Below are 21,955 nucleotides of genomic sequence, written 5' to 3' on the forward strand. Positions count from 1 at the left end.
CAAGGCCTTCAGGTTTGGATCAGCTTTTTGGTGTTTTGAATACTCATCAAAATACCAGCACCCATGCCAAGGGTCACCATGGCAGTGCCGCCATAGCTCATCAACGGCAAGGGCACGCCCACCACCGGCAAAATGCCACTGACCATGCCAATGTTCACAAATGCATAGGTGAAGAAAATCAAGGCCATGGCGCCAGCCATGAGGCGAGAAAACAGTGTGGGCGCATTGCCCGCAATCACAAGGCCGCGCACAATCAGGCAAGTGTAAAGCGTCAGCAGCACCAGGCAGCCCAGCAGGCCGAATTCTTCGGCAAGTACTGCAAAAATGAAGTCAGTGGTGCGTTCGGGAATAAACTCCAGATGCGTTTGCGTGCCCTGTAAAAACCCTTTGCCGGTAAACCCCCCGGAGCCCACGGCCACTGTGGATTGAATAATGTGAAAACCTTTGCCAAGCGGATCTTGCGTGGGGTCTAGCAAAGTGAGTACCCGCTGGCGCTGGTAATCGTGCATCATCGTCCAGAACACGGGCAGGCTGGCTAAAAATAAAGTAGTCAGCCAGGCCAGCACTTTCCATGACAAGCCTGCAAAGAAAATCACAAAAAAGCCCGAACCCAACACCAGCAAGGCAGTGCCCAAGTCGGGTTGTTTCAGAATCAAAACGCCAGGAATGACCAAAATAACCGAAGCCACGGCAAACTCTCGCCAACCTGACACATTCTCCCGTTGCTGGAAAAACCAGGCCAACATCAGCGGCATGGCAATCTTCATGATTTCTGACGGCTGAATCCGGATGAAACCCAGATTAAGCCATCGTTGTGCCCCTTTCGAAATGTCGCCAAACAATTCCACAGCAATCAGCAAAATTACCCCCACCACATAAAGCGGTACGGCAATTCGCATCAAAAACTGCGGTTTCAGGTTGGCGGTCACCCACATCACCATGAAGGCAATCAGCAAGTTGCGCGAATGGTCGAGGAATCGACCCTCAAAATCGAAGGCAGCACTGTATTGGGTAATCAATGCAAACACCACCAATGACAGCAAAATGGTGCTGAGCACCGGGTCAAACACGGTGATGAATGGCTTGATGCGGGGCCAAATGGGCTCACGTTGAATGGCGCGTGTGCGGTTCATTGCGAAACCTCCTGATTCAGAGCCTGTTCAGCGGCCTGCGGTGGCGGCAGTGCGATCGACAGGTCTTTCTGTGCCTCCAGTTCCCAATAAGTGTCCAGCACTTTTTTAATGGCTGGGGCTGCTGACTGGCTACCAAATCCACCATTCTCAACAATCGCGGCCAAGGCAATTCGAGGTTGCTCCATGGGAGAAAAGGCAATAAACCAGCCGTGGTCACGCAAACGTTCGGCTGAGGCGGCGCGGTCTTTGTAGGTTTCGCCCTGCTTTAAACCAAACACCTGCGCTGTTCCTGTTTTGCCTGCCACTTCATAGGCCACGTCCTTGAAAACACCCCGAGCCGTACCCTCAAGCACTGCACCCCGCATGCCCAGTTTGACCGAGTCTACATGCCGTTGCTGCAAATTGAGCTGTCTGAAAGCTTCCAGCGGTTTTTCGGTCACCTGGCCGTTGACCGGGTTTTGAAAAGCCCGGACCAATCGGGGTGTTGCATTCATGCCGCCACTGGCCAGCACGGCTGTCGCGTGCGCCAACTGCAGCGGAGTGTAGTTGTTGTAGCCTTGCCCAATCGCCACAGAAATGGTCTCGCCCGAATACCAGCGCTGTGCTTCAGCTTTGCGGAAAGCTGAGGTTTTCCATTCGCGTGAGGGCAATACACCCGTGCGCTCGCCGTCCAGATCAATGCCGGTGCGTGAACCAAAACCGAAACGCCCCATGAACTCCGAAATGATATCGATGCCCATTTCACTGCCCAGCATGTAGTAATAGGTGTTGCACGACTCGGCAATCGATTTGTACATGTCCACCATGCCATGTCCGCCAATTTTGTCGTCCATGAAACGGCGTGAGCCAAAATCAAAATAGCCCGGGTCACGCAGTGTGCTGGAAGCTGTGCGAAACCCACGCTCAAGTGCGGCCAGCGCCATAAACGGCTTGAAAGTGGAGCCGGGCGGGTAGGTGCCTGCCAATGGGCGGTTCAACAGTGGCCGGTCAATGCTTTCATTCAGCAATTTCCAGTTTTCCGAATCAATGCCCTCTACAAACAGGTTGGGGTCAAAGCTTGGCGCACTCACCATGGCGAGAATGTCGCCATTGCGGGGGTCGATGGCCACCAATGCGCCTCGCTTGCCCTCCAGCGCCTTTTCGGCAGCCTCTTGCAGGCGAATATCAATCGACAGCATCAAGTTTTCACCCGGCACTGCGGGCGAGCGTGAAAGCACCCGAACGGCCCGACCACCTGCCGAAGTTTCTACTTCTTCAAACCCAGTTCGGCCATGCAATTGGGTTTCATAACGTTTTTCAAGGCCGTCTTTGCCAATGTAGGCAGTGCCGCGGTAATTGTTGGTTTGGTCCAGTTCTTCAATTCGCTCCTGGTCCCGGGCGGAAATTCGACCGATGTAACCCAGCAAGTGCGCAGCATGGGGGCCATAGGGGTATTGCCGGAACAGGCGGGCACGAATTTCTACTCCGGGGAAGCGAAAGCTTTGCACAGCGAAACGCGCCACTTCTTCATCCGTCAAACGCGTGCGGATCGGGATGGATTCGAACCGCTTTGACTCTGCGCGCAGTTTTTTGAATCGCCTGCGGTCCAGTGCTGAAATTTCAACAATCTTGCCCAGATCGTCGATCATCTCATTCAGGTTATCGATTTTGGACGGCGTGATTTCCAGCGTGTAAGCCGAATAATTGTTGGCCAGCACTACGCCATTGCGGTCCAGAATCAGCCCGCGGTTTGGCACCAGCGGCACAATCGTGATTCGGTTGTCTTCGGCTTTGGATTGGTATTTGTCATAGCTAATCACTTGAAGCCAAAGCAGGCGCGCAACCAGCACCAGAAACAGTAACACCACAAAGAGGCCAGCCAGAAACAGCCGAAACCGGAACTGTTTGATGGCTTGTTCTGGGTGGTTAAACTCGGTCATATCGGGCGGTCGTTGTCACGGTTTTCCGGAAGCTTTTGCGGGGCCAGCAGCAAGAACTGTGTCAGTGGCCACAAGGCAGCGGTCAGCACGCTTTCCGCGAAAATCCAGGCACCCGGGAATGTGCCGCCGAACATGACTCGAATTGCAACGGTAATGGCCTGGGCAGCCAACAACAGCGGAAAAATATGCGCCGCCTGCATCATCGGTGAAAACCACATCACACGGCGGTGAATGGTAATGGCGAAATAGGACAACAATGTGTAGGCCAAGGCATGCTCGCCGAACACACTGGCTGAATGCACATCGATTGCAGCGCCAAAGCACCAGGCCACACCAATACCAATTCGCCGTGGTTGCCGAATGTTCCAGAACACCAGCACCAATGCAAGTACGTCGGGCGTGATCCAGTTTCTGTCAATAGGAATGAACTTGAGCAGCATCGCGGCCAGCAGGGAAAACACAATGAACCAGGGGTTCACTGGCCGCAAAATTTCGGAGTTGCCAAACGGGTTAATTGCCATTGCCAGCCTCCGTATTGTTTACGGGGGCGGTCGTTGCTGGTGTAGCAGCGTTGTCGTTGGGTATCGGCGCGTTGGGTGTCGGCGCGCTGGCGGCGGGCGCAGGTTCAGCGGTCACATTTTCCCGGAAGGTGTCGAGCACCAGCACAAACCGGTGGCGTTCTACGCCTGCAATCGGTTCGCAAAAAATACTGGCAAAGGCATAGCGCGAATTGCGTTCTACACGAATAACCCGCGCCACCGGAATTCCCCGGGGGTACACCCCGTCCAGACCAGAAGTCACCAACAAATCGTTGTTTTCAATGTCGGCATTCGCTGCCATGAAGCGTAGTTCAATCAGTCCGCCATCCAGGCCCCCGTAGGCCACGCTTCGAATGCCGTTGCGCAAGTTCTCAACCGGGATAATCTGTTCCTTGTCGGTGATCAGGCTGACCTCGGCCCGGCTTGGAAATGTACGGGTAACCTGCCCCAAAAGGCCCAGTTCGTCGATTACTGGCATGCCTTCCTTCACGCCCTGAATCAAACCTTTGCCAATAATTATTTTGCGCGAAAACGGGTCGCGCGCATCGCTGACAATTTCGCTGAGAATGGATCGTTTGACCTTCAGGGTATTGCCCACATTCATCAGTTTGCGCAGTTTTTCGTTTTCCTGGCGCAGGGTTTCCAACTCGTGCAGGCGTTGCTTGTCTTGCAGTTGCTCGAGAATCAGGGTTTTATTTTCAGATTGAAGTGTGTCGAGCGTTGACAGGTAATCGAACCCGGCCTGGCTCCACTCAATGGGCAGGCTGGCGATTTTCTGCAATGGATACAGCACAGTGCCCACGCCTTTTCTCACCACTTCCATGGCGGCAAAGCGGGAATCAAGAAACAGCAAACCCACCGACAGCGCGACAAAAAAGGCCAGCCGCACGCGTGCGGATGGGCCTTGTTTGAACAACGGTGGTGGTGTGTACTCCATAGGCTTTTAGCCGGTTCAATGTAGGGCTATTTAACAAGCCGGAGTTCGAACCGTTTTACGTTACTTACTCACTGGTGAAAATGGTGCCCAATTTGTCCATGCGTTCCAGCGCAAGACCGCAACCGCGCACCACGCAAGTCAGCGGGTCTTCGGCCACGTGCACCGGCAAACCGGTTTCTTCCATCAGCAGGCGGTCCAGGTCGCGCAACAAGGCACCGCCACCGGTCAGCATCATGCCGCGCTCGGCAATGTCAGCGCCCAGTTCAGGTGGTGTTTGTTCCAGTGCAGACTTCACTGCGGACACAATCGCGTTCAATGGTTCTGTCAGTGCTTCCAGAATTTCATTGGAGGAAATGGTGAAGCGACGCGGAATGCCTTCCGACAAGTTGCGACCGGTCACTTCCATGTCTTTCACTTCCGAGCCGGGGAATGCTGAACCAATTTGCTTCTTGATGGCTTCTGCGGTGGGCTCACCAATCATCATGCCGTAGTTGCGGCGAATGTAGCTGATGATGGCTTCGTCAAACTTGTCGCCGCCCACGCGCACGCTGCCCGCGTACACCATTCCACCCAGGGAAATGATGCCCACTTCGGTGGTGCCGCCGCCAATGTCAACCACCATCGAACCCGACGCCTCAGAAACTGGCAGGCCGGCGCCGATTGCAGCAGCCATGGGTTCTTCAATCAGGTAAACCTGGGAGGCACCCGCGCCCAATGCGCTTTCGCGAATGGCACGGCGCTCAACTTGTGTGGACCCGCAGGGCACACAAATGATTATTCTGGGGCTGGGTGAAAACAGACGGCTTTCGTGAACCATTTTGATGAACTGCTTGAGCATTTGCTCAGTCACCGTGAAATCGGCGATCACGCCGTCTTTCATGGGGCGAATGGCCTCAATGTTGCCCGGCACTTTGCCCAACATTTGTTTGGCCTCAAGGCCAACTGCCGTGATGGTTTTTTTGCCGTTGGGGCCGCCTTCCTGGCGGATGGCAACTACAGAAGGCTCGTCAAGAACGATGCCTTTGGTGCGGGCGTAAATTAGCGTGTTGGCCGTGCCCAAATCAATGGCCAAATCGTTTGATAAGTAGCTGCGTAGAAACCCAAACATGGTGATGTTCTAACCTGTGTCGTGTAGTTGGAGAGCTGCCAAGCCCGCGAAGCTCAAAGTTGTCTAGAAGTTGTCCGGTTCGCCACTATTTATGGGACTTCACTTGTCAAGTGGCGTAACTACCGATGATAACCTATAAAATAAGAAGACTTTGATCAACACAGACTTTCACCAAGCGGCTTTTGCATCATTTAGAAGCGATGCTCAGGCCTGCTGGTCGGCGGAGAAAATTTATGTCCCTGGATTCCGGACAAATTGCAAAAATTGCGGCCTTGTCGCGCTTGAAAGTGGCGCCCGAGCAAGCCCAGGCCCTTGAGCAACAATTGAACAACATCATGCAATTGGCCGATCGCTTGAGCAGTGAAAACACCGAAGGCGTTGAGCCATTGGCGCATCCCATCTCGCTGATTCAGCCCATCGCGCTGCGCTTGCGCGAAGACGCTGTAACCGAGGCCGACAACCGCAATGCCAATATGGCCAATGCGCCAGCCGCCGAGAAAGGCTTGTTCCTGGTGCCCAAAGTAATCGAGTAATTGTTCATTGAATAGTTGTACCCCCTAATTTTGCAAATCTGACATTGGAATGTGGTTTTAAGCATGTCTTCCAAACTTCAAAGTATTTCCGCACTGCGCGCCTTGCTGGATGAGAAAAAAGCCAGTGCTACTGAACTGGCTCAGGAAGCCCTGCGCGAAGCAGGCCAGCAATCCAGGTTGAACGCATTCGTGGACATTCGCGATGACCTCACTTTGCAACAAGCCAAGGCTGCTGATGCACGGTTGGCTGCGGGTGAAACCGGCGCCTTGTTGGGCATTCCAACCGCACACAAAGACATTTTTGTGACCAAAGGCTGGACCAGCACGGCAGGTTCCAAAATGTTGGCGGGCTATCAAAGCCCTTTTGATGCTGAAGTGGTGTCGCGCTTGAACGCGGCAGGCACAGTGAGTATCGGTAAGCTGAATTGCGATGAGTTCGCCATGGGCTCATCGAATGAAAAAAGCGCCTATGGCCCCTGTTTGAACCCTTGGGACACGCTGGCCGTGCCCGGCGGTTCTTCGGGTGGTTCGGCTGTGGCTGTGGCTGCTGGCGTTGTGCCATTCACCACAGGCACTGACACGGGTGGTTCCATTCGCCAGCCAGCCTCCTTGTGCGGCATCACCGGCATCAAGCCCACTTATGGCAGTTGCAGTCGTTACGGCATGATCGCCTACGCCAGCAGCCTGGACCAGGCTGGCCCCATGGCCCACAGCGCCCGCGATTGCGCCTTGGTGCTCAACGCCATGGTGGGTTTTGATGCAAAAGACAGCACCAGTGTGCAGCGGCCCGCAGCGAATGAAGATTTCACCGCTGGCTTTGGTAAACCTTTGAGAAACGGCGACGCCGCAAAACCTGTGGCTGGCGTTCGAATTGGCCTGCCGAAAGAATTCTTCGGCGAAGGTTTGGCCGCCGATGTGCGCGCCCCAATCGATGCTGCACTGAAGCAGCTTGAATCCATGGGTGCCGTGCTGGTGAACATCAGCCTGCCACGCACCGAATTGTCGATTCCGGCCTACTACGTGATCGCGCCAGCGGAAGCCAGTTCCAACCTGTCGCGGTTTGATGGTGTGCGTTACGGCCACCGCGCAGCCGATTACAGCGACTTGAAGTCCATGTACGAGAATTCGCGCAGCGAAGGTTTTGGTCTTGAAGTACAGCGCCGCATCATGGTGGGTGCTTATGTGCTGTCACATGGCTATTACGACGCGTATTATTTGCAGGCTCAAAAAATTCGCCGCTTGATCGCACAAGATTTCCAGGCTGCCTTTCAGCAGTGCGATTTCATTGCCGGCCCAGTCAGCCCCACAGTGGCCTGGAATTTGGGCGAGAAGTCGGCTGACCCGGTTCAAATGTATCTGGCCGATATTTACACGCTGAGTACCAGCCTGGCGGGCTTGCCCGGCATGAGCGTGCCAGTGGGCTTCGGCGACAAAAACCGCCCCGTGGGCATGCAATTGATTGGCAACTATTTCAAGGAAGGTGAATTGCTGGCATTGGCTGACCATTATCAGCTTGCTACCGATTGGCACCTCCGCACACCGTCTTAAAAAGGGATCGCACCATGCAATGGGAAATTGTGGTGGGTCTTGAAACCCACACCCAGCTAACCACCGAATCGAAAATTTTCTCGGGCGCCAGCACCGCCTTTGGCGCAGAGCCCAATGCGCAAGCCTGTGCCGTGGATTTGGCACTGCCCGGCGTGCTGCCGGTCATGAACAAGGCTGCGGTACAACGTGCCATTCAATTTGGCTTGGCCGTGGGTGCCAAAGTGGCTGAGCACTCCGTGTTCGCACGCAAAAACTATTTTTACCCTGATTTGCCCAAGGGCTATCAAATCAGTCAGTTTGAAATTCCGGTGGTGCAGGGCGGTACGGTCAGCTTTTTGCTGGGCGATCAAATGAAAACCGTGCGCCTGGTGCGCGCGCATTTGGAAGAAGACGCTGGTAAAAGCCTTCACGAAGACTTCGCGGGGCAATCGGGCATCGACTTGAACCGCGCGGGTACGCCTTTGCTTGAAATTGTGACCGAACCTGACATGCGTTCCGCTGAAGAAGCCGTGGCTTACGCCAAAACCCTGCACACACTGGTCACTTGGCTGGGCATTTGCGACGGCAATATGCAGGAAGGCAGCTTTCGCTGCGACGCCAACGTGTCGGTGCGCCCGAAAGGTGAAAGCAAGCTGGGCACGCGCTGCGAAATCAAAAACCTGAACAGCTTCAAGTTCTTGCAGGCTGCTATTTTGTTCGAGGCGCAGCGCCAGATCGAGATTATTGAAGACGGCGGTGTGATCAAGCAAGAAACGCGGCTTTACGACCCCGATCGCAATGAAACCCGCTCCATGCGCAGCAAGGAAGACTCTGAAGATTACCGTTACTTCCCCGATCCTGATTTGCCGCCGCTGGTTATCTCCCCAGAGTGGGTTGAGCAGGTTCGCGCTGAAATGCCTGAATTGCCGGGTCAAAAGCAGGCGCGTTACACCGCCGACTTGGGTTTGAGCGAATACGACGCGGTGACTGTCACTGCTAGCCGCGCCATGACCGACTTCTTCGAGGCGGCCTTGGCTGCTGCGGGAAACGACAAAGCCAAGCCTTTGGCCAACTGGTTGCTGGGCGAGTTTTCTGCCAGCCTGAACCGAGATGACAAAACCCCGGCTGAGTCGCCTATTTCACCGGCCTTGATGGCAGCTTTGGTGAAGCGCGTGGTGGACGGCACTTTGAACAACAAAACCGCGAAAGTGGTGTTTGGGGCGCTTTGGGAAGGCAAATACAGCGACGTGGATGCCTGTATCAAGGGCGAGGGTTTGGAGCAAATTTCCGACTCGGGCGCAGTTGAAAAAATGATCGACGACGTGTTGGCTGCGCATCCTGGCCCTGTGGCCGAGTACAAGGCAGGCAAAGAAGCCTCGTTCAACTTTTTGGTGGGGCAGATCATGCGCGCTGCGCGTGGAAAAGCCAACCCGGCGCAGGTGAATGAGATTTTGAAAGCCAAGTTGAGTGCTTGATCTGAGCCGGCGCTTGCGATTTTTCACCACGCTGGTCTCGGCTGGGTTCAAAGCCCAGTCGGCGGCGGTGTTTCGATCGCCTCGCCTTCAAGAAAACCTGCCCGTTTGAATTCACCCACCACGGTCGGCCATGGGCCGGCACCGAGACTCGGCCCGCTTTTTTGCCGAGCGAGGTGAGTCAGGGTGAATCTCAAAAAGGGAAGTACAGGTTTTCAGGCGAGAGATTGAAACCCAAGCCGATTGGGCCAATAAACCTGGCTTTGACCATGCGAGAGCCCAACTCGACAGAGTCATCCAGATCAGGTTACCAAGCTCACAGCGGGTGATCGTAATCCGCAATCAACGGCGCATGGTCTGAAAACTTTTGGCCTTTGTAAACACTCACTTCACGTATCAAGTCACGCAAAGCCGGGCTCACCATCTGGTAATCAATCCGCCACCCCACATTCTTGGCGTAGGCCTGTCCCCGGTTGCTCCACCAGGTGTAGCAACCTTCGGTTTCTTCTGGGTACAGCACGCGGTAAGCATCGACCCAACCGCGTTGTTCAATTACATTGCCAATCCAGGCGCGTTCCTCGGGGGTGAAGCCACTGTTTTTCAAGTTGCCCTTCCAGTTCTTCAGGTCAATTTCCTTGTGGGCAATGTTCCAGTCGCCACACAGCACAACAGGCTTCTTTCTGCTTTCAAAATCGTCAAAAATTTGTGCAAAATGATCCAAAAACCGGAATTTGGCTTCTTGACGTTCTTCCGAGCTGCTGCCGGACGGAAAGTAGATCGACGACACAATCATGTTCTCGAATTCAGCAGTCACCATGCGTCCTTCTGCATCGAATTCGGCGTTATTCAGGCCGTAAATCACCTTAAGTGGCTCTACTTTGCAATATAGCCCCACACCACTGTAGCCTTTTTTCTCTGCAGCCTGAAAGTAGCCGCGGTATTCCCCGGGTTGCAGGTGTTCAGGTCCCAGGTCGGCCAGGTGAGCCTTGATCTCTTGCACGCACACCACATCGGCCTGGCTTTGGTTCATCCAGTCGAAAAACCCTTTTGTGTGGGCAGAACGAATTCCATTCAGATTTGCTGAGATAATGCGGGTCATTGTGTGAAGTCAGTTTTTTAGGGATTGATCGTGGTCGATTCAAATCAAAATTTGCAGGTTCTTTCCGACCAGTTTTTGCAGTTTGCTGTCGAAAAGCAGGTGTTGCGCTTTGGCGAATTCAAAACCAAGGCTGGTCGAATGTCGCCGTATTTTTTCAATGCGGGTCTGTTCAACACAGGTTCGTCCTTGCAAAAGCTCAGTGAATTTTACGCACAAACCTTGCTTGAGCAAACCGCCGAGCGGGGAATTGAGTTCGACATGTTGTTTGGCCCGGCCTACAAGGGCATTCCCTTGGTGGCTGGTGCCACCATGGAAATGGCTCGCCGCGGCCGTGACGTGCCTTATGCTTTCAACCGAAAGGAAGCCAAAGACCACGGAGAGGGTGGTTCACTGGTGGGTGCGCCATTGGAAGGACGGGTTGTCATTGTTGACGACGTCATTTCTGCCGGCACATCGGTGCGGGAGTCTGTTGACATCATTCGCGCCAACGGGGCTGAGCCCGCAGCTGTTTTGATCGCCCTGGACCGCATGGAAAAAGGCATGCGAGACGGCCAAGACACCCAGCATTCAGCCGTTCAGGAAGTGGAGCAGCTGTATGGAATCCCCGTGTTGGCCATTGCCAACCTGCAAGATTTGTTGCGCTACCTGCTCACCCGCCAAGCGGCCAATGTTCGCCTGGCAGGCTGGTACGAGAAGGTGAAGGAGTACCGCAGCCGTTACGGTGTGTAACTCCAGTTACAAAACAACAGACACCAGTTCGTGCCCCGACAGCGCCCTGTAAATATTGTCCAGCTCGTCTTGGTTGTTCACATACACCTTGCAGGTCAGGCTCAGGTAATTGCCTTTGCTGCTGGGGCGCATGTCAACACCCGCCACGTCGAATTCAGGGCTCATGCTGAGCAATAAGTCGCAAATCACCTGAGAAAATTCCGGCACATTCTTTCCCATCACCTTGATGGGAAAGTGTGTCGGAAACTCGATCAGGCTTTTCTTGTCTTCGCTCGGTGTTGGTGTGCTCATCGTTTACTCTTCAAACCACAATTTGGCTGAGTCGACCATGCGGCCAAACAGGCCAGCCTCTTCAACCGTGGACAAAGCCAGCAGCGGCACAGTACCAATTGTTTCGCCGTTCAGTGTCAGCTTCAGGGTGCCCAGCTCGGTGCCGGCGGGAATGGGTGCAATCAGCGTGCCCTTTTTCTCGACCGTGGCTTTCAGTTGCTTGGCCATGCCGCGCGGTACATTGATCAGCAGGTCTTTGTTCACGCCCAGCTTCACTTCTTTGGCTTGGCCTTTGTAGACCTCACTGGTGCTGATGGCTTGCTTGGCTGAATACAGCTTCACGGTTTCAAACATTTGATAACCGTAGTTCATCAGCTTCAGGCTTTCCTGGGTGCGGGCCTGGTCGGACGTGGTGCCCAGCACCACCGACAGCAAGCGGCGATCGACACCATTGGGCAGTGTGCGGTTGGCCGAGCTGACCAGGCAATAACCAGCCGATTCAGTGTGACCGGTTTTCATGCCGTCCACAGACGAATCAATCCACAGCAATCGGTTGCGGTTGGGTTGGCGAATGCCGTTGTAGGTGTATTCCTTGGTGGAATACATTTTTTTGTAGTACTCAGGAAAGTCGCTGATGATGCGCTTGGCCAAAATACCCAAATCGCGTGCAGTGGTGTAATGCTGCGGATCGGGCAGACCAGTGGAGTTTTTGAAGTTTGTGTCCGTCAGGCCCAGTCGCTTGGCTTGCTGGTTCATCAACGTTGCAAAGTTGTTTTCGTCGCCTGCCAACAGTTCGGCAATTGCACGGCTTGCGTCGTTGCCCGATTGCACAATCACGCCGTAAAGCAGTTCCTCAACGGTCACGGGCTTGTTGGGTTCGATAAACATGCGCGAACCCTCAGCCTTCCAGGCATAGGGTGATACGGGCACTTGCTGATCCATGCGAATCTGCTTGCTTTCAAGTGCAGCAAAAGCCATGTAAGCGGTCATCAGCTTGGTCAGTGAGGCCGGGTCAAGGCGTTCGCGGCTGTTGAATTCGGCCAGGGTTTGGCCCGTGGTCAGGTCCAGCAACATGTAGCCTTTCGCACCAATTTCGGGTGGGGGTGGCATCACGCTGGATTGGGCAGCGGCTTGCGTGGCGAGTCCGATACCAAGACCCAGAACCAACGAGAGTTGACCCACATGGCGTTTGAATCGGGAAATTCCTGAATTAAACAAGTAAAAAGCTCCTGTACGAGTAATAGGTAGGAAAAGCGGATGGCGTTTAGCTTGGGTAATAACGCACAACCAGCTCTTTGAGTTGAGGCAGTTTGCCGTGAAAAAAATGTTCCACTCCCGGCATGACCATCACTGGCAGGTTTTGTTCACCTGCCCAGCTTAAAACATCTGCAAGTGGCACTGTGTCATCGACTTCACCATGAATCACCAGTGTGTTGTCGGGCACAGCGGCCACTTTGAAGCGGCTGGTGGCGGTGCCAACCAGCACCAGTTTGCCAATATTAGTTCCGGCCTCGCGCAGGCGTTGCGCGCCGTGGCTGCTTACAAAAGCGCCAAAGGAAAAGCCGGCCATTGCAATGGGTTCGTTTTGTAGTTCAGCAGGCAGCAGGGTGGTTCGGGCCAGTTCGGTCAGTTGAACCAAGTCGTCAGCCTCGCCCCGGCCGTTGTCGTGCGCACCAGCGCTTTGCCCTACACCTCGAAAATTAAACCGAAGCGTTACATAGCCCATTTGAAGAAATGCACGGGCCAGTGTCTGTACTACTTTGTTGTCTTTGGTGCCGCCAAACAAAGGATGTGGGTGTGCAATCACTGCCAGCCCGCGCAATGGTGTTGCAGGTTCGTCAATTGACACCTCGATTGGGCCAGCTTGCCCGTTCCACAACTCATGTCGGGTTTTTGGATTCATGGCAAGCGAAGGCGTTCGACAATCTCGCCGCCCACCAAATGAGAATCAATGATTTCATCCACGTCTGAAATGTCCACATAGGTGTACCAAACACCTTCCGGGTATACCACCATCACCGGACCTTCATCGCAGCGATCAAGGCAGCCTGCCTTGTTCATCCGGACTTTGCCTTGCCCGTTCAGGCCCAGTTTCTTGATGCGTTCTTTTGCATGCGCGTGTGCAGCAGACGCATGGCAATCTGCGCAGCAACTTTCATTGTTGGGGCGCTGGTTGGTGCAGAAGAAAACATGTTTCTCGAAGTAGCTCATGGCTGGGTGAATCCGCGTGAAGGCTCAGGGTATGGGTTCTATTATCGCCTAAAACGCCGTTCGGGCAGGCTCAAAAAGGTCAAAACAGTCAGTGCCAGAATTGGCCACAATTCACTCACCCAGCGCCCGGCCTCCTGCAAGCTTCGGAAAATGGCCAGAATGCCGCTGCCCGGGTTACCCAGGTCGGGGTCATGCACGCCAGGCAACAGCAAGGTGATTAGCCACCCGCCCAGCAAATGCAACAGGCCGATGCGTGCCATGTGGTGGGGCAACACTTGCATCATTGAAATGGTCAGCGCAACAACAAAGGCAATCAGCAAGCCCAGGCTGTTGGCCTCAAACCACCGTTGACCCAGGTAAGTCCAGGCCGACACCGGCGCAAGCACCAGGTAGTCCAGCAGCCGAATCAGCAGGGTCAATGCAATCAGCACAATCAGCAGGCGCGTTCGCGGCGAACCAGCTTGGGTTTGCGCCAATCCAATCATCCAGGCGCACATCAAAAAACAATAGTTGATGAATGTGGGCGCAATGGTTTCAATTTTCAGTAACAGTTCCAGGGGTATGCCAAACGGTGTGCTTTGCTGCAGTGGGTCGGGAATTTCCAGCAGGTTTCCCAGCCACAGCCCAGTGCTGAAGGTGGGGTTTTGGGGCGGCAAAATACTGAGAAACCACAGGCTGAGCAAACCCATGCCAATCCACGCACGTTGAATTAACCAGTGCTCAATCCTGCGGTTCAACAGCGGCGCAATCCGATGCTGAGCAGTCATGTAAATGCCCATCAACACACCCAAAGCGCCCCCAATCGTGTTGGTGACCAAGTCCATTTTTGAGGGCACCCGGCTGGGCAAAAACGTTTGCATCGATTCCAGCGCCAGTGAAATAAGCGCACACACCAACACCACGAGTATTTTGTCGAAGGTGCGCGGCTGCCTGTTCAGGCCCAGCAGCATCAGGAAGCCCAGCGGAATGTAGCCGCCGATGTTGATAAACACATCGGCCCACAACACTTTTTGGTGCACGGGAATCCAGGGGCCGAACAAAAACTCAAAGGGCCCAATTCCAATGTGGCGCCAATCGCTGTAAGGAAAAAGGCTCAGGTGGATCACGACGCACGCATACAGGCTCGCAAACATCAGAATCCCGGTGTAAGGGGTTCGTTTCAGCAGGCTGGAATGGATTGGTGGCATGGGGTTTGAGCTGTTCCTTGGTTTTGTGTCCCGTTCGGAGGTTAAGATGAGCAAAAATTCGCAACCAGCCCGAAGTGACCCTCATTCGATGTTAACCCAAGCCGATGTGCACTGGATCGAACTCGATTCAGTCGACTCAACAAATGATTACCTGGCCCGTGCATACCAGCAGGGGCGGGTATCGGGTGTTACTGCAGTCATGGCGCACCAGCAAACCGCGGGCCGAGGGCGCAGCGGGCGCGTTTGGAATGCGCAGCCCGGTGCAAGTTTGTGCCTGTCTTTGGGCTTGCCCATGGCCGGGCAGCAAATGCCTTTCCTGCCACTTTGCGTGGGTGTGGCAGTGGCGCAGGTGCTTGAACAATGGAATGTGCCTGTGCGGCTGAAGTGGCCCAATGATTTGCTGGCAGATCAACAAAAACTGGGCGGTGTGTTGTGCGAATCCTTTCACGCCGAACAGGGGGCCATCACCGTGATTGGCCTGGGTTTGAATATTCATCCCGTGAATGTTCCCGACGCACTGTCTGGACGGGGGGCGACCAGTTTGTCAAACTACTTTGCAGCATCGGGTCTGCCATCGTCGCTTCACCTTGCCGAGCTGGTGGTGTCGTCGATCTTGAAGTGGATTGATGCCGCGCGCGTGCAGGGTATCGACGCGATATTCTCTGAATTTGGTCAACGTGACGCCTGGCTGCGCTGCCAGGTGCAAGTCGAGGATCAGGGCATGGTGTGTTTCACAGGCGAGGCCATGGGTATTGACCGGCAGGGTGCGTATCTGGTGAATACGGACCAGGGATTGCGAGCAGTGCATGCGGGTGATCTGTCATTGAGGGTAAAGCCGTGAGCAAGGCAGGCAGCGTGTTGTGCATTGATGCAGGAAACACCTTGGTGAAGTGGTGTTTGCATGCGGACGTCAATGCGCCGTTTGTCCAGCCATCGGCTTTTTTCAGTCATGCCACTGCTGAATTCAAACCTTTCTCCGAATCATTCAGTGCCTTGCAATTACAACTGGCACCATGTTTGCCACCACTGCATGCCGTGCAGGCGGTGCTGTTAAGCAATGTGCTGGGTACTGATTTTGAGCAGTCAGTGCGCGCAGTGTGCGCGGCTGCTGGCGTGCCCCTGCATGTTTTGACCGTGAACAGGCATGCCGAAGTTCAATCGGCCTACGAAAACCCGGCCACTTTGGGCAAAGACCGTTGGGCAGCATGCCTCGCGCTGAGTGAGGTGAGCAAGGCCAAGGTCAATTTGCTGGTCAGCTTTGGCACAGCCACCACACTGGATGTGATGGTTAAAAACAGTCAGTGGCAGCATTTGGGCGGGTTTATTGTGCCGGGTGTTGAAACCATGTTGCACAGCCTGCACGCTAACACTGCTGAACTGCCCAAAGTTCAAGTGGAAGGGCTTGGCGCAACCACTTGGCCAACCAGTACCCAGCAGGCAATTGCTTGGGGCGTTGGCCGCATGCAAAAAGCCATGGTTGATTCCGTGGCCACCCAACTGACCAGTGAGTATGGCGAGCCCGCAGCAGTTTGGCTGACCGGCGGTTTTGCGCCCGCCATGCAAGTTCATTGGCCACAGGCCTCGCTGCTTGAACATGCAGTGTTCAAAGGTTTGCTGCTTGATTACCGGTTGGCAGGTAAAGGTGCCGCAGCATGAATGGTTGGCGTGTTCTGCTGGTGTTGTTGCTCTTGGGCAATCTGGCCTTGCTGGCCTTCGGTGTTTTTACAAACAACAACTCACAAAAAGTGATGGACTCCCCGGGCTTGCGTGCCGAATGGGTTGCTGTAGAGCGCCCTTGGGATCAGGCTGTGGATGTTGTACGCGCGCCCACACCCATCGCGCCAAAAATTGATTTGAAACAGGGGCAGGCCCAGCTCGACAGCGCCATAGAAAACGCCAGCAAACAGGTTTTCGAGAATCCGAAAAACAATCAGGCGTGCCTGTTGTGGGGGCCTTTGTTGCAAAGCGAGTCTGCCCGCGTTCAGGAAGCCCTGCTGAATTGGGGCGGCGAAACGGATCGGCTTGAGCGCCAGGTGCCAGTGGGCTATGTGGTTTACCTGCCGCAAGACATCGTGAACAGCGGCGTGGGTATCGATCAACTCTCCGGCAAGGGTATTACCGACATGTTCTACATCACCACCCCCGGGCCTTTGCAGGGCACGATTTCATTGGGGCTGTTTCGCGACCTTGAACGAGCCAATCTACAGAAGGCCGACCTGGCTCGGCGTGGCGTCGCGGGGGTTCAAATTCGGGAGCGGCTGGGGCCGGTGCGCGTGTTTTTTGAACTTCGGGGAAATGCGCCGCAAATTGAATCGGTCCGCTCGGTGTTTGAGTTAAACAGAAAGGGCGAACTCAGGCCTTGCGAGTCGCAAGCAACATCCTGAGTCAAAGGTCTCCGCTTCGGTCCTTGTCCAGAAACACTTCGGCCAACCGTGTTCCTTCCGCATTCACGCCTTTGCTCCAGCACATCACTTTGAATGCCTCGCCCATGTCGGCCTCATTCAGCAGGGTGTTCAAATTTTGACGCATCAAGGCACCACGCGTTGGGTGCGTGAATTCAGGCTGTTTTTGGGCCAATTCAAGAATGCCGTGTGCCAATAAAAACTCGCCTTGGTGCGCATAGCCTTCGAGTTCGCCGTTGCAGCTTGTCAGTGCGTCGTATACCGCACTGAAATTCACGTGGGCGGTCAAATCCTGCTCTCCCACCTTCACCAAAAAATCATCATGCGCCGTGTGCCGGCTTGTCGCGCGCAGGGTGCCTTTGCTGCGTGTGGGGTGGTAGTACATGGCTTCATGAAAGCCATAGTCAATCATCAGCGCCAAGCCGTTCAATCGCTCCGTGATTGTTTTTACCCACGCAATGCTTTGTTCTGCAATCTCGGATTCATAGCCCTCGGGCCAGGGGCCGTGCGCTGCCTGCAAATTCGAAATGGCAGTGGCAAACACCGGGTCTGGCTGTTTCCACACCCAGCGCAGTTCACCATTGAGGTGTTGTACCCAGGCCTCAAGTGGTCCATCACTTTGCCATTTGAATCGACGCACCGGTGTGGCATCCAACACTTCATTGCCCAGCACCACGCCGTGCAACTCAGCTGGCAACTCACCCAGCCAACGCACTTTTTGCTCTACGTCCGGGCCATGCAAGGCCTTTAATTTGGCGAGTTGCACCTGTTTCAATCCTGCCGACACATCCACAATGTTGTACTGGGTAATCAAATCCCCTGCGGTTTGAAGAATATCGCAGGCCAGTTGCCCGGTTCCTGCGCCAAATTCATACACCACGCCATTGCAGCGGGGTAGCACTTCGCGCAGGGCCTTGCCCAGTGTTTGACCAAACAGGGGGCTTAATTCCGGCGCAGTAATAAAATCACCCTGACGGCCAAAAATTTGCTCGCCTCTGGCGTAGTAGCCATATTGGGGGTCATAGAGCGCAAATCGCATGAACTCGTCAAAGCGAGCGGCTTGATTAAAATTCGACAGCATGGGGCGGGTCTGGTTTAGAATAGCGGGTTCTTCTTTTAAAAATCAAAGCCTTGAAGTCAACCCTTCTTTGCTTGATGGTGGTTTTCCACAGCTTTTGCAGATTCTAACCGATGACAAATCAATGACACAGGCCAATTCACAATATGCCCTGATCACCGGGGGGGCCAAGCGGCTGGGCAAAGCCATTTCGCTTGAGCTTGCGCGTGCGGGTTGGTCAATCGTGCTGCATTGCCGCTCGTCGCTTGCAGAAGCCCGAGACACAGCCGCGCAGATTGAAGCACTTGGTGTGAACTGCGTGGTGGTTCAGGCCGATCTTGAAAAGCCTGACGAAGTCGAAGCGCTGTTTGATGCCGCCGAAAAAGCGGGTCCAATTCGCTGTGTGGTCAACAATGCCTCGCTGTTCGAATTTGATTCTGGCGAAACCTTTCAGTCTGCGCTTTTTCATCGGCACATGGCCTCCAACCTCGCAGCCCCCATTCAATTGGCCAAGCGTTTGTTTCAGCACGTGCCTGACAATGAACAGGCAGTTGTTGTAAACCTGCTCGATCAAAAACTGAAAAATTTGAACCCCGATTTTTTAAGTTACACCCTGACCAAAGCCGGGCTTGAAACCGCCACCACCATGTTGGCGATGGAATTGGCACCGAAGGTGCGCGTGGTGGGCGTGGCACCCGGCCTTACCTTGATTTCCCACTTGCAAACCGATGCGCAGTTCGAGAGTACTCACCGAATTTCGCCTTTGAACAAATCTTCCGAGCCCCAGGACATCGCCAACACGGTTCTGTTCCTGGTGCAAAGCCGCGCAATCACCGGCACCACCATTCTTGTGGACGGCGGGCAGCATTTGGTGCCCATGGCGCGCGATTTCAGCATGATGACACCATGACAGACTGGTTTTTTGATTCTCGCCTGGCCGACTGCAGACGCGTTTTCATACGCGACTTCGATGTGTCGGCTGCCATTGGGGTATTTCCCCAAGAGTTGGGCCGTACGCAGGCTGTGCGCATCAACATCGATTTTTGGGTGAAGTGCGCCTCAACTCCTTCCGAGCGCGACCTGCTGGTCGATGTGGTGGATTACGATTTCGTGCGCCCTGGCATTCATGGCCTCATTCAATCGGGTCACATCGGTTTGCTTGAAACTTTGGTCGACAAAACCCTGGTGCTGGTGCTTGAGCACCCCAAGGTGGTGGCCGCCCGCGTACGCGCTGAAAAATCCGAGGTTTACCCCGACTGCGAATCCGCAGGCGTTGAGGTATTCCGCTTCAAATCCTAGAACGCTGTTTTAACCATGCAAACCATCACGATTTTCCCCAACAAGGCTGAGCAAAAAGAGGCCTTTGAGTTCAACAAGCTTGAGAAACGCCTGACCAAACAAGTGGGCCAGGCCATTGCCGACTTCAATATGATCGAAGACGGCGACAAGGTCATGGTGTGTGTCTCGGGTGGCAAAGACAGCTATGGTTTGCTCGATATATTGTTGTTGCTGCGTCAGCGCGCGCCCATCAATTTCGACATTGTTGCCGTGAATCTGGATCAGAAACAGCCCGGCTTTCCCGAAGAAGTGTTGCCCAACTACTTGCGCAGCATCAATGTGCCGTTTCACATCGAAGAACAAGACACTTATTCGATTGTGAAACGTGTGATTCCCGAAGGGAAAACCACCTGCTCGCTGTGCTCGCGTTTGCGCCGCGGTATTTTGTACCGTGTTGCCTCTGAACTTGGCGCCACCAAAGTGGCCTTGGGGCATCACAAAGACGATATTTTGCAAACCTTGCTGCTGAACCTGTTTTATGGTGGTCGAATCAAGGGCATGCCGCCCAAGCTGGTCAGTGACAACGGTGAGCACACGGTGATTCGCCCATTGGCGTATTGCCGAGAGCGCGATTTGGCCCGTTATGCCGAAGAAAAGAATTTCCCGATTATCCCGTGCAACTTGTGTGGCAGTCAGGAAAACCTCAAGCGCAAGGAAATGGCAGCGTTGTTGAAGCAGTGGGAAAAACACAACCCGCGCTGGATCGCCAACCTGTTTACCTCGCTTTCCACGGTGGTGCCTTCGCACCTGATGGACCGCAAGCTGTTTCCGTTTGAAACCATTCGCCCTGGCGCAGCGCTTGAAGAAGGCGCAGGTGACAAAGCGTTTGATGCGGATGACGAGTGCTAACTCACTTCAAAAACAGTTTGTAGGCCGGGTTCTCGGTTTCGTTCACCGCCGGGTAGCCCAGCTGCTTCACAAACTTGTCGAATTCAGCATGGTCAGCTGGCGGCACCTGAATACCCACCAAAATACGACCGTAGTCGGCACCGTGGTTGCGGTAGTGGAACAGGCTGATATTCCACCCAGGGTTTAGTGCGGTTAAAAATTTCGTCAACGCGCCGGGTCGTTCGGGGAATTCGAAGCGGTAAACCAGTTCATGATCGGCCAGGTTAGAACGGCCGCCCACCATGTGGCGCAAATGCAGCTTCGCCATTTCATCGTCAGTCAGGTTCAGTGCATCAAAGCCCGATGCAATAAAGCGCTGTTGCAATTCATCGGCCTGTGCGCGACTGCCAATTTGAATGCCCACAAAAATATTGGCTTTGGCTGAATCTGACATGCGGTAGTTGAACTCAGTCACATTGGTGGGTCCCAACAAGTCGCAAAACTTTCGGAAGCTGCCGCGTTCTTCAGGCACCGTGATTGCAAAAATTGCTTCACGCTGCTCACCCACCTCGGCACGCTCTGCCACAAATCGCAGGCGATCGAAGTTCATGTTGGCACCGCAAGAAATTGCAATCAGGGTTTGGTTGTGCAAGTCCATCTCGGCGGCATACTGTTTCAAGCCGGCCACAGCCAGCGCCCCCGCGGGCTCCAGAATGCTGCGCGTGTCCTGAAACACGTCTTTGATGGCCGCACAGGCTTCATCGGTGGTCACCCGCACAATGCCGTCCACGTACTTCTCGCACAGGCGGAAGGTTTCTTCGCCCACCAGCTTCACCGCTGTACCGTCTGAAAACAGTCCAACTTCGGCCAAAGTCACACGTTTGTGTTGTTCCATGCTTTGTGCCATGGCATCCGAATCCACGGTTTGTACACCAATAATCTTGATGTCCGGGCGCAACTGCTTCACGTAAGCGCCCACGCCCGCCGCCAAGCCACCCCCGCCAATCGCAATGAAAATGGCGTGTATCGGGCCTTGGTGTTGGCGCAAAATTTCCATACCCACAGTGCCTTGGCCAGCAATCACATCGGGGTCGTCAAAGGGGTGCACAAAGGTCAAGCCCTTGGCTTGTGCCAGTTCTGCGGCATGTCCGGCGGCATCGCTGTAGCTGTCGCCAAACAGAACCACATTCACCCAATCGCCGCCAAAGCGCTTCACCGCGTCAATTTTCAGGGCGGGTGTCGTGGTGGGCATGACAATGGTGGCCAGGCAGCGCATTTTTGCAGCAGAAAGCGCAACGCCTTGCGCGTGGTTGCCCGCAGAAGCGGCGATCACACCCCGTTCCAGTTGAATCGGGCTTAAGTGGGCCATTTTGTTGTAAGCGCCGCGCAGCTTGAAGCTGAACACTTCTTGCATGTCCTCACGCTTGAGCAGCACCTCATTGGCGGTGCGAACCGACAAGGAATGGGCACGTTCCAACGGAGTTTCAACGGCCACGTCGTAAACCTTGGCGGTCAGTATGCGTTTTAGATAGTCAAGACCCACAAAGCACCTATTTATTGCAAATTTTTAAGCAAATTTCGAGCTTTTGCCCATGAAGGCTACACTTTACAGTATGAGGGCAATCCCAAAAGCCGGCTTGCGCGTTTGGGCCGCATCTGCTGGTCG

The 21,955-nt window shown here is 54.4% G+C and carries 23 protein-coding genes; 10 read left to right on the forward strand and 13 right to left on the reverse strand.

The genetic code is table 11. The features are described from left to right. Positions 1-8 precede the first annotated feature (8 nt). From rodA to FCS97_RS04230, 5 genes are all read right to left on the reverse strand, one after another. On the reverse strand, positions 9-1,133 hold the full coding sequence (gene rodA / locus FCS97_RS04210; protein ID WP_138516893.1) for a rod shape-determining protein RodA: 1,125 nt from the start codon (positions 1,131-1,133) through the stop codon (positions 9-11). Further along, positions 1,130-3,052, reverse strand: coding sequence for a penicillin-binding protein 2 (gene mrdA / locus FCS97_RS04215; protein ID WP_138516895.1), 1,923 nt, complete (start codon positions 3,050-3,052; stop codon positions 1,130-1,132). The genes rodA and mrdA overlap by 4 nt, the downstream gene beginning before the upstream one ends. Then, positions 3,049-3,573 carry a rod shape-determining protein MreD gene (mreD, locus tag FCS97_RS04220; protein WP_138516898.1) on the reverse strand — a complete coding sequence of 175 codons (525 nt, stop codon included), beginning with the start codon at positions 3,571-3,573 and terminating at the stop codon, positions 3,049-3,051. Before mreD ends, mrdA begins: the two co-directional genes overlap by 4 nt. Then, positions 3,563-4,528, reverse strand: a complete 966-nt coding sequence (mreC, locus tag FCS97_RS04225) for a rod shape-determining protein MreC (protein WP_138516899.1) — start codon at positions 4,526-4,528, stop codon at positions 3,563-3,565. Before mreC ends, mreD begins: the two co-directional genes overlap by 11 nt. Before the next feature lie 64 nt (positions 4,529-4,592). Beyond that, entirely contained in the window at positions 4,593-5,636 is a 1,044-nt protein-coding gene (locus FCS97_RS04230; RefSeq protein ID WP_008248080.1) for a rod shape-determining protein, read from the reverse strand. Between the two features lie 233 nt (positions 5,637-5,869). Between FCS97_RS04230 and gatC the strand changes: the two genes are divergently transcribed. From gatC to gatB, 3 genes are all read left to right on the forward strand, one after another. Continuing rightward, positions 5,870-6,169, forward strand: a complete 300-nt coding sequence (gene gatC, locus FCS97_RS04235) for an Asp-tRNA(Asn)/Glu-tRNA(Gln) amidotransferase subunit GatC (RefSeq protein WP_138516901.1) — start codon at positions 5,870-5,872, stop codon at positions 6,167-6,169. A 63-nt stretch (positions 6,170-6,232) separates the two neighbouring features. After that, a complete protein-coding gene (gene gatA, locus FCS97_RS04240; protein WP_138516903.1) occupies positions 6,233-7,717 on the forward strand; it encodes an Asp-tRNA(Asn)/Glu-tRNA(Gln) amidotransferase subunit GatA in 1,485 nt (494 codons plus the stop codon). Between the two features lie 14 nt (positions 7,718-7,731). Then, a complete protein-coding gene (gatB, locus tag FCS97_RS04245; RefSeq protein ID WP_138516905.1) occupies positions 7,732-9,171 on the forward strand; it encodes an Asp-tRNA(Asn)/Glu-tRNA(Gln) amidotransferase subunit GatB in 1,440 nt (479 codons plus the stop codon). A gap of 313 nt (positions 9,172-9,484) precedes the next feature. Here the strand turns inward: gatB and FCS97_RS04250 are convergent, their stop codons facing one another. Beyond that, entirely contained in the window at positions 9,485-10,267 is a 783-nt protein-coding gene (locus FCS97_RS04250) for an exodeoxyribonuclease III (RefSeq protein ID WP_138516907.1), read from the reverse strand. A gap of 24 nt (positions 10,268-10,291) precedes the next feature. Between FCS97_RS04250 and pyrE the strand changes: the two genes are divergently transcribed. Then, entirely contained in the window at positions 10,292-10,996 is a 705-nt protein-coding gene (gene pyrE, locus FCS97_RS04255; protein ID WP_138516909.1) for an orotate phosphoribosyltransferase, read from the forward strand. Between the two features lie 6 nt (positions 10,997-11,002). Here the strand turns inward: pyrE and FCS97_RS04260 are convergent, their stop codons facing one another. The 5 genes from FCS97_RS04260 to FCS97_RS04280 are packed head-to-tail and all read right to left on the reverse strand — an operon-like array spanning position 11,003 to position 14,664. Further along, positions 11,003-11,287 (reverse strand): HP0495 family protein, encoded by a 285-nt coding sequence (locus FCS97_RS04260; protein ID WP_138516911.1) that lies wholly within the window; start codon positions 11,285-11,287, stop codon positions 11,003-11,005. A gap of 3 nt (positions 11,288-11,290) precedes the next feature. After that, complete coding sequence (locus FCS97_RS04265) at positions 11,291-12,484, reverse strand: D-alanyl-D-alanine carboxypeptidase family protein (protein ID WP_138516913.1); 1,194 nt, start codon at positions 12,482-12,484, stop codon at positions 11,291-11,293. A gap of 46 nt (positions 12,485-12,530) precedes the next feature. Continuing rightward, positions 12,531-13,169: an alpha/beta hydrolase gene (locus FCS97_RS04270; protein WP_138516915.1), complete on the reverse strand. Its 639-nt coding sequence runs from the start codon at positions 13,167-13,169 to the stop codon at positions 12,531-12,533. Beyond that, positions 13,166-13,477 (reverse strand): (2Fe-2S) ferredoxin domain-containing protein, encoded by a 312-nt coding sequence (locus FCS97_RS04275; RefSeq protein ID WP_138516917.1) that lies wholly within the window; start codon positions 13,475-13,477, stop codon positions 13,166-13,168. The genes FCS97_RS04270 and FCS97_RS04275 overlap by 4 nt, the downstream gene beginning before the upstream one ends. 41 nt (positions 13,478-13,518) lie before the next feature. Further along, positions 13,519-14,664, reverse strand: a complete 1,146-nt coding sequence (locus FCS97_RS04280) for a VanZ family protein (RefSeq protein WP_138516919.1) — start codon at positions 14,662-14,664, stop codon at positions 13,519-13,521. 46 nt (positions 14,665-14,710) lie between these two features. Here FCS97_RS04280 and FCS97_RS04285 point away from each other — a divergent pair, with 46 nt between their 5' ends. The 3 genes from FCS97_RS04285 to FCS97_RS04295 are packed head-to-tail and all read left to right on the forward strand — an operon-like array spanning position 14,711 to position 17,048. Continuing rightward, a complete protein-coding gene (locus FCS97_RS04285; protein ID WP_171035162.1) occupies positions 14,711-15,505 on the forward strand; it encodes a biotin--[acetyl-CoA-carboxylase] ligase in 795 nt (264 codons plus the stop codon). Further along, entirely contained in the window at positions 15,502-16,320 is an 819-nt protein-coding gene (locus FCS97_RS04290; RefSeq protein WP_171035163.1) for a type III pantothenate kinase, read from the forward strand. The genes FCS97_RS04285 and FCS97_RS04290 overlap by 4 nt, the downstream gene beginning before the upstream one ends. Beyond that, positions 16,317-17,048, forward strand: coding sequence for a hypothetical protein (locus tag FCS97_RS04295; RefSeq protein WP_138516925.1), 732 nt, complete (start codon positions 16,317-16,319; stop codon positions 17,046-17,048). The genes FCS97_RS04290 and FCS97_RS04295 overlap by 4 nt, the downstream gene beginning before the upstream one ends. A 1-nt stretch (position 17,049) precedes the next feature. Here the strand turns inward: FCS97_RS04295 and FCS97_RS04300 are convergent, their stop codons facing one another. Beyond that, a complete protein-coding gene (locus tag FCS97_RS04300) occupies positions 17,050-18,147 on the reverse strand; it encodes a class I SAM-dependent methyltransferase (protein WP_138516927.1) in 1,098 nt (365 codons plus the stop codon). A gap of 121 nt (positions 18,148-18,268) precedes the next feature. Between FCS97_RS04300 and FCS97_RS04305 the strand changes: the two genes are divergently transcribed. The 3 genes from FCS97_RS04305 to ttcA are packed head-to-tail and all read left to right on the forward strand — an operon-like array spanning position 18,269 to position 20,310. Next, on the forward strand, positions 18,269-19,033 hold the full coding sequence (locus FCS97_RS04305; RefSeq protein WP_138516929.1) for an SDR family oxidoreductase: 765 nt from the start codon (positions 18,269-18,271) through the stop codon (positions 19,031-19,033). Continuing rightward, positions 19,030-19,422 (forward strand): dihydroneopterin aldolase, encoded by a 393-nt coding sequence (locus FCS97_RS04310; RefSeq protein ID WP_138516931.1) that lies wholly within the window; start codon positions 19,030-19,032, stop codon positions 19,420-19,422. The genes FCS97_RS04305 and FCS97_RS04310 overlap by 4 nt, the downstream gene beginning before the upstream one ends. Before the next feature lie 15 nt (positions 19,423-19,437). Next, positions 19,438-20,310 (forward strand): tRNA 2-thiocytidine(32) synthetase TtcA, encoded by an 873-nt coding sequence (gene ttcA, locus FCS97_RS04315; protein ID WP_138516933.1) that lies wholly within the window; start codon positions 19,438-19,440, stop codon positions 20,308-20,310. A gap of 1 nt (position 20,311) precedes the next feature. Here ttcA and ilvA read toward each other — a convergent pair whose 3' ends face one another. Next, complete coding sequence (gene ilvA / locus FCS97_RS04320) at positions 20,312-21,832, reverse strand: threonine ammonia-lyase, biosynthetic (RefSeq protein WP_138516934.1); 1,521 nt, start codon at positions 21,830-21,832, stop codon at positions 20,312-20,314. Between the last annotated feature and the right edge of the window lie 123 nt (positions 21,833-21,955).

Source organism: Limnobacter alexandrii (genome assembly GCF_005871185.1).
Lineage (GTDB): Bacteria > Pseudomonadota > Gammaproteobacteria > Burkholderiales > Burkholderiaceae_B > Limnobacter > Limnobacter alexandrii.

Excerpts from the sequence above, each read along its gene's own strand:
- rodA (WP_138516893.1), bottom strand. The coding sequence starts at position 1,133 with ATGAACCGCACACGCGCCATTCAACGTGAGCCCATTTGGCCCCGCATC.
- mrdA (WP_138516895.1), bottom strand. The coding sequence starts at position 3,052 with ATGACCGAGTTTAACCACCCAGAACAAGCCATCAAACAGTTCCGGTTT.
- mreD (WP_138516898.1), bottom strand. The coding sequence starts at position 3,573 with ATGGCAATTAACCCGTTTGGCAACTCCGAAATTTTGCGGCCAGTGAAC.
- mreC (WP_138516899.1), bottom strand. The coding sequence starts at position 4,528 with ATGGAGTACACACCACCACCGTTGTTCAAACAAGGCCCATCCGCACGC.
- FCS97_RS04230 (WP_008248080.1), bottom strand. The coding sequence starts at position 5,636 with ATGTTTGGGTTTCTACGCAGCTACTTATCAAACGATTTGGCCATTGAT.
- gatC (WP_138516901.1), top strand. The coding sequence starts at position 5,870 with ATGTCCCTGGATTCCGGACAAATTGCAAAAATTGCGGCCTTGTCGCGC.
- gatA (WP_138516903.1), top strand. The coding sequence starts at position 6,233 with ATGTCTTCCAAACTTCAAAGTATTTCCGCACTGCGCGCCTTGCTGGAT.
- gatB (WP_138516905.1), top strand. The coding sequence starts at position 7,732 with ATGCAATGGGAAATTGTGGTGGGTCTTGAAACCCACACCCAGCTAACC.
- FCS97_RS04250 (WP_138516907.1), bottom strand. The coding sequence starts at position 10,267 with ATGACCCGCATTATCTCAGCAAATCTGAATGGAATTCGTTCTGCCCAC.
- FCS97_RS04260 (WP_138516911.1), bottom strand. The coding sequence starts at position 11,287 with ATGAGCACACCAACACCGAGCGAAGACAAGAAAAGCCTGATCGAGTTT.
- FCS97_RS04270 (WP_138516915.1), bottom strand. The coding sequence starts at position 13,169 with ATGAATCCAAAAACCCGACATGAGTTGTGGAACGGGCAAGCTGGCCCA.
- FCS97_RS04275 (WP_138516917.1), bottom strand. The coding sequence starts at position 13,477 with ATGAGCTACTTCGAGAAACATGTTTTCTTCTGCACCAACCAGCGCCCC.
- FCS97_RS04280 (WP_138516919.1), bottom strand. The coding sequence starts at position 14,664 with ATGCCACCAATCCATTCCAGCCTGCTGAAACGAACCCCTTACACCGGG.
- FCS97_RS04285 (WP_171035162.1), top strand. The coding sequence starts at position 14,711 with ATGAGCAAAAATTCGCAACCAGCCCGAAGTGACCCTCATTCGATGTTA.
- FCS97_RS04295 (WP_138516925.1), top strand. The coding sequence starts at position 16,317 with ATGAATGGTTGGCGTGTTCTGCTGGTGTTGTTGCTCTTGGGCAATCTG.
- FCS97_RS04300 (WP_138516927.1), bottom strand. The coding sequence starts at position 18,147 with ATGCTGTCGAATTTTAATCAAGCCGCTCGCTTTGACGAGTTCATGCGA.
- FCS97_RS04305 (WP_138516929.1), top strand. The coding sequence starts at position 18,269 with ATGACACAGGCCAATTCACAATATGCCCTGATCACCGGGGGGGCCAAG.
- FCS97_RS04310 (WP_138516931.1), top strand. The coding sequence starts at position 19,030 with ATGACAGACTGGTTTTTTGATTCTCGCCTGGCCGACTGCAGACGCGTT.
- ttcA (WP_138516933.1), top strand. The coding sequence starts at position 19,438 with ATGCAAACCATCACGATTTTCCCCAACAAGGCTGAGCAAAAAGAGGCC.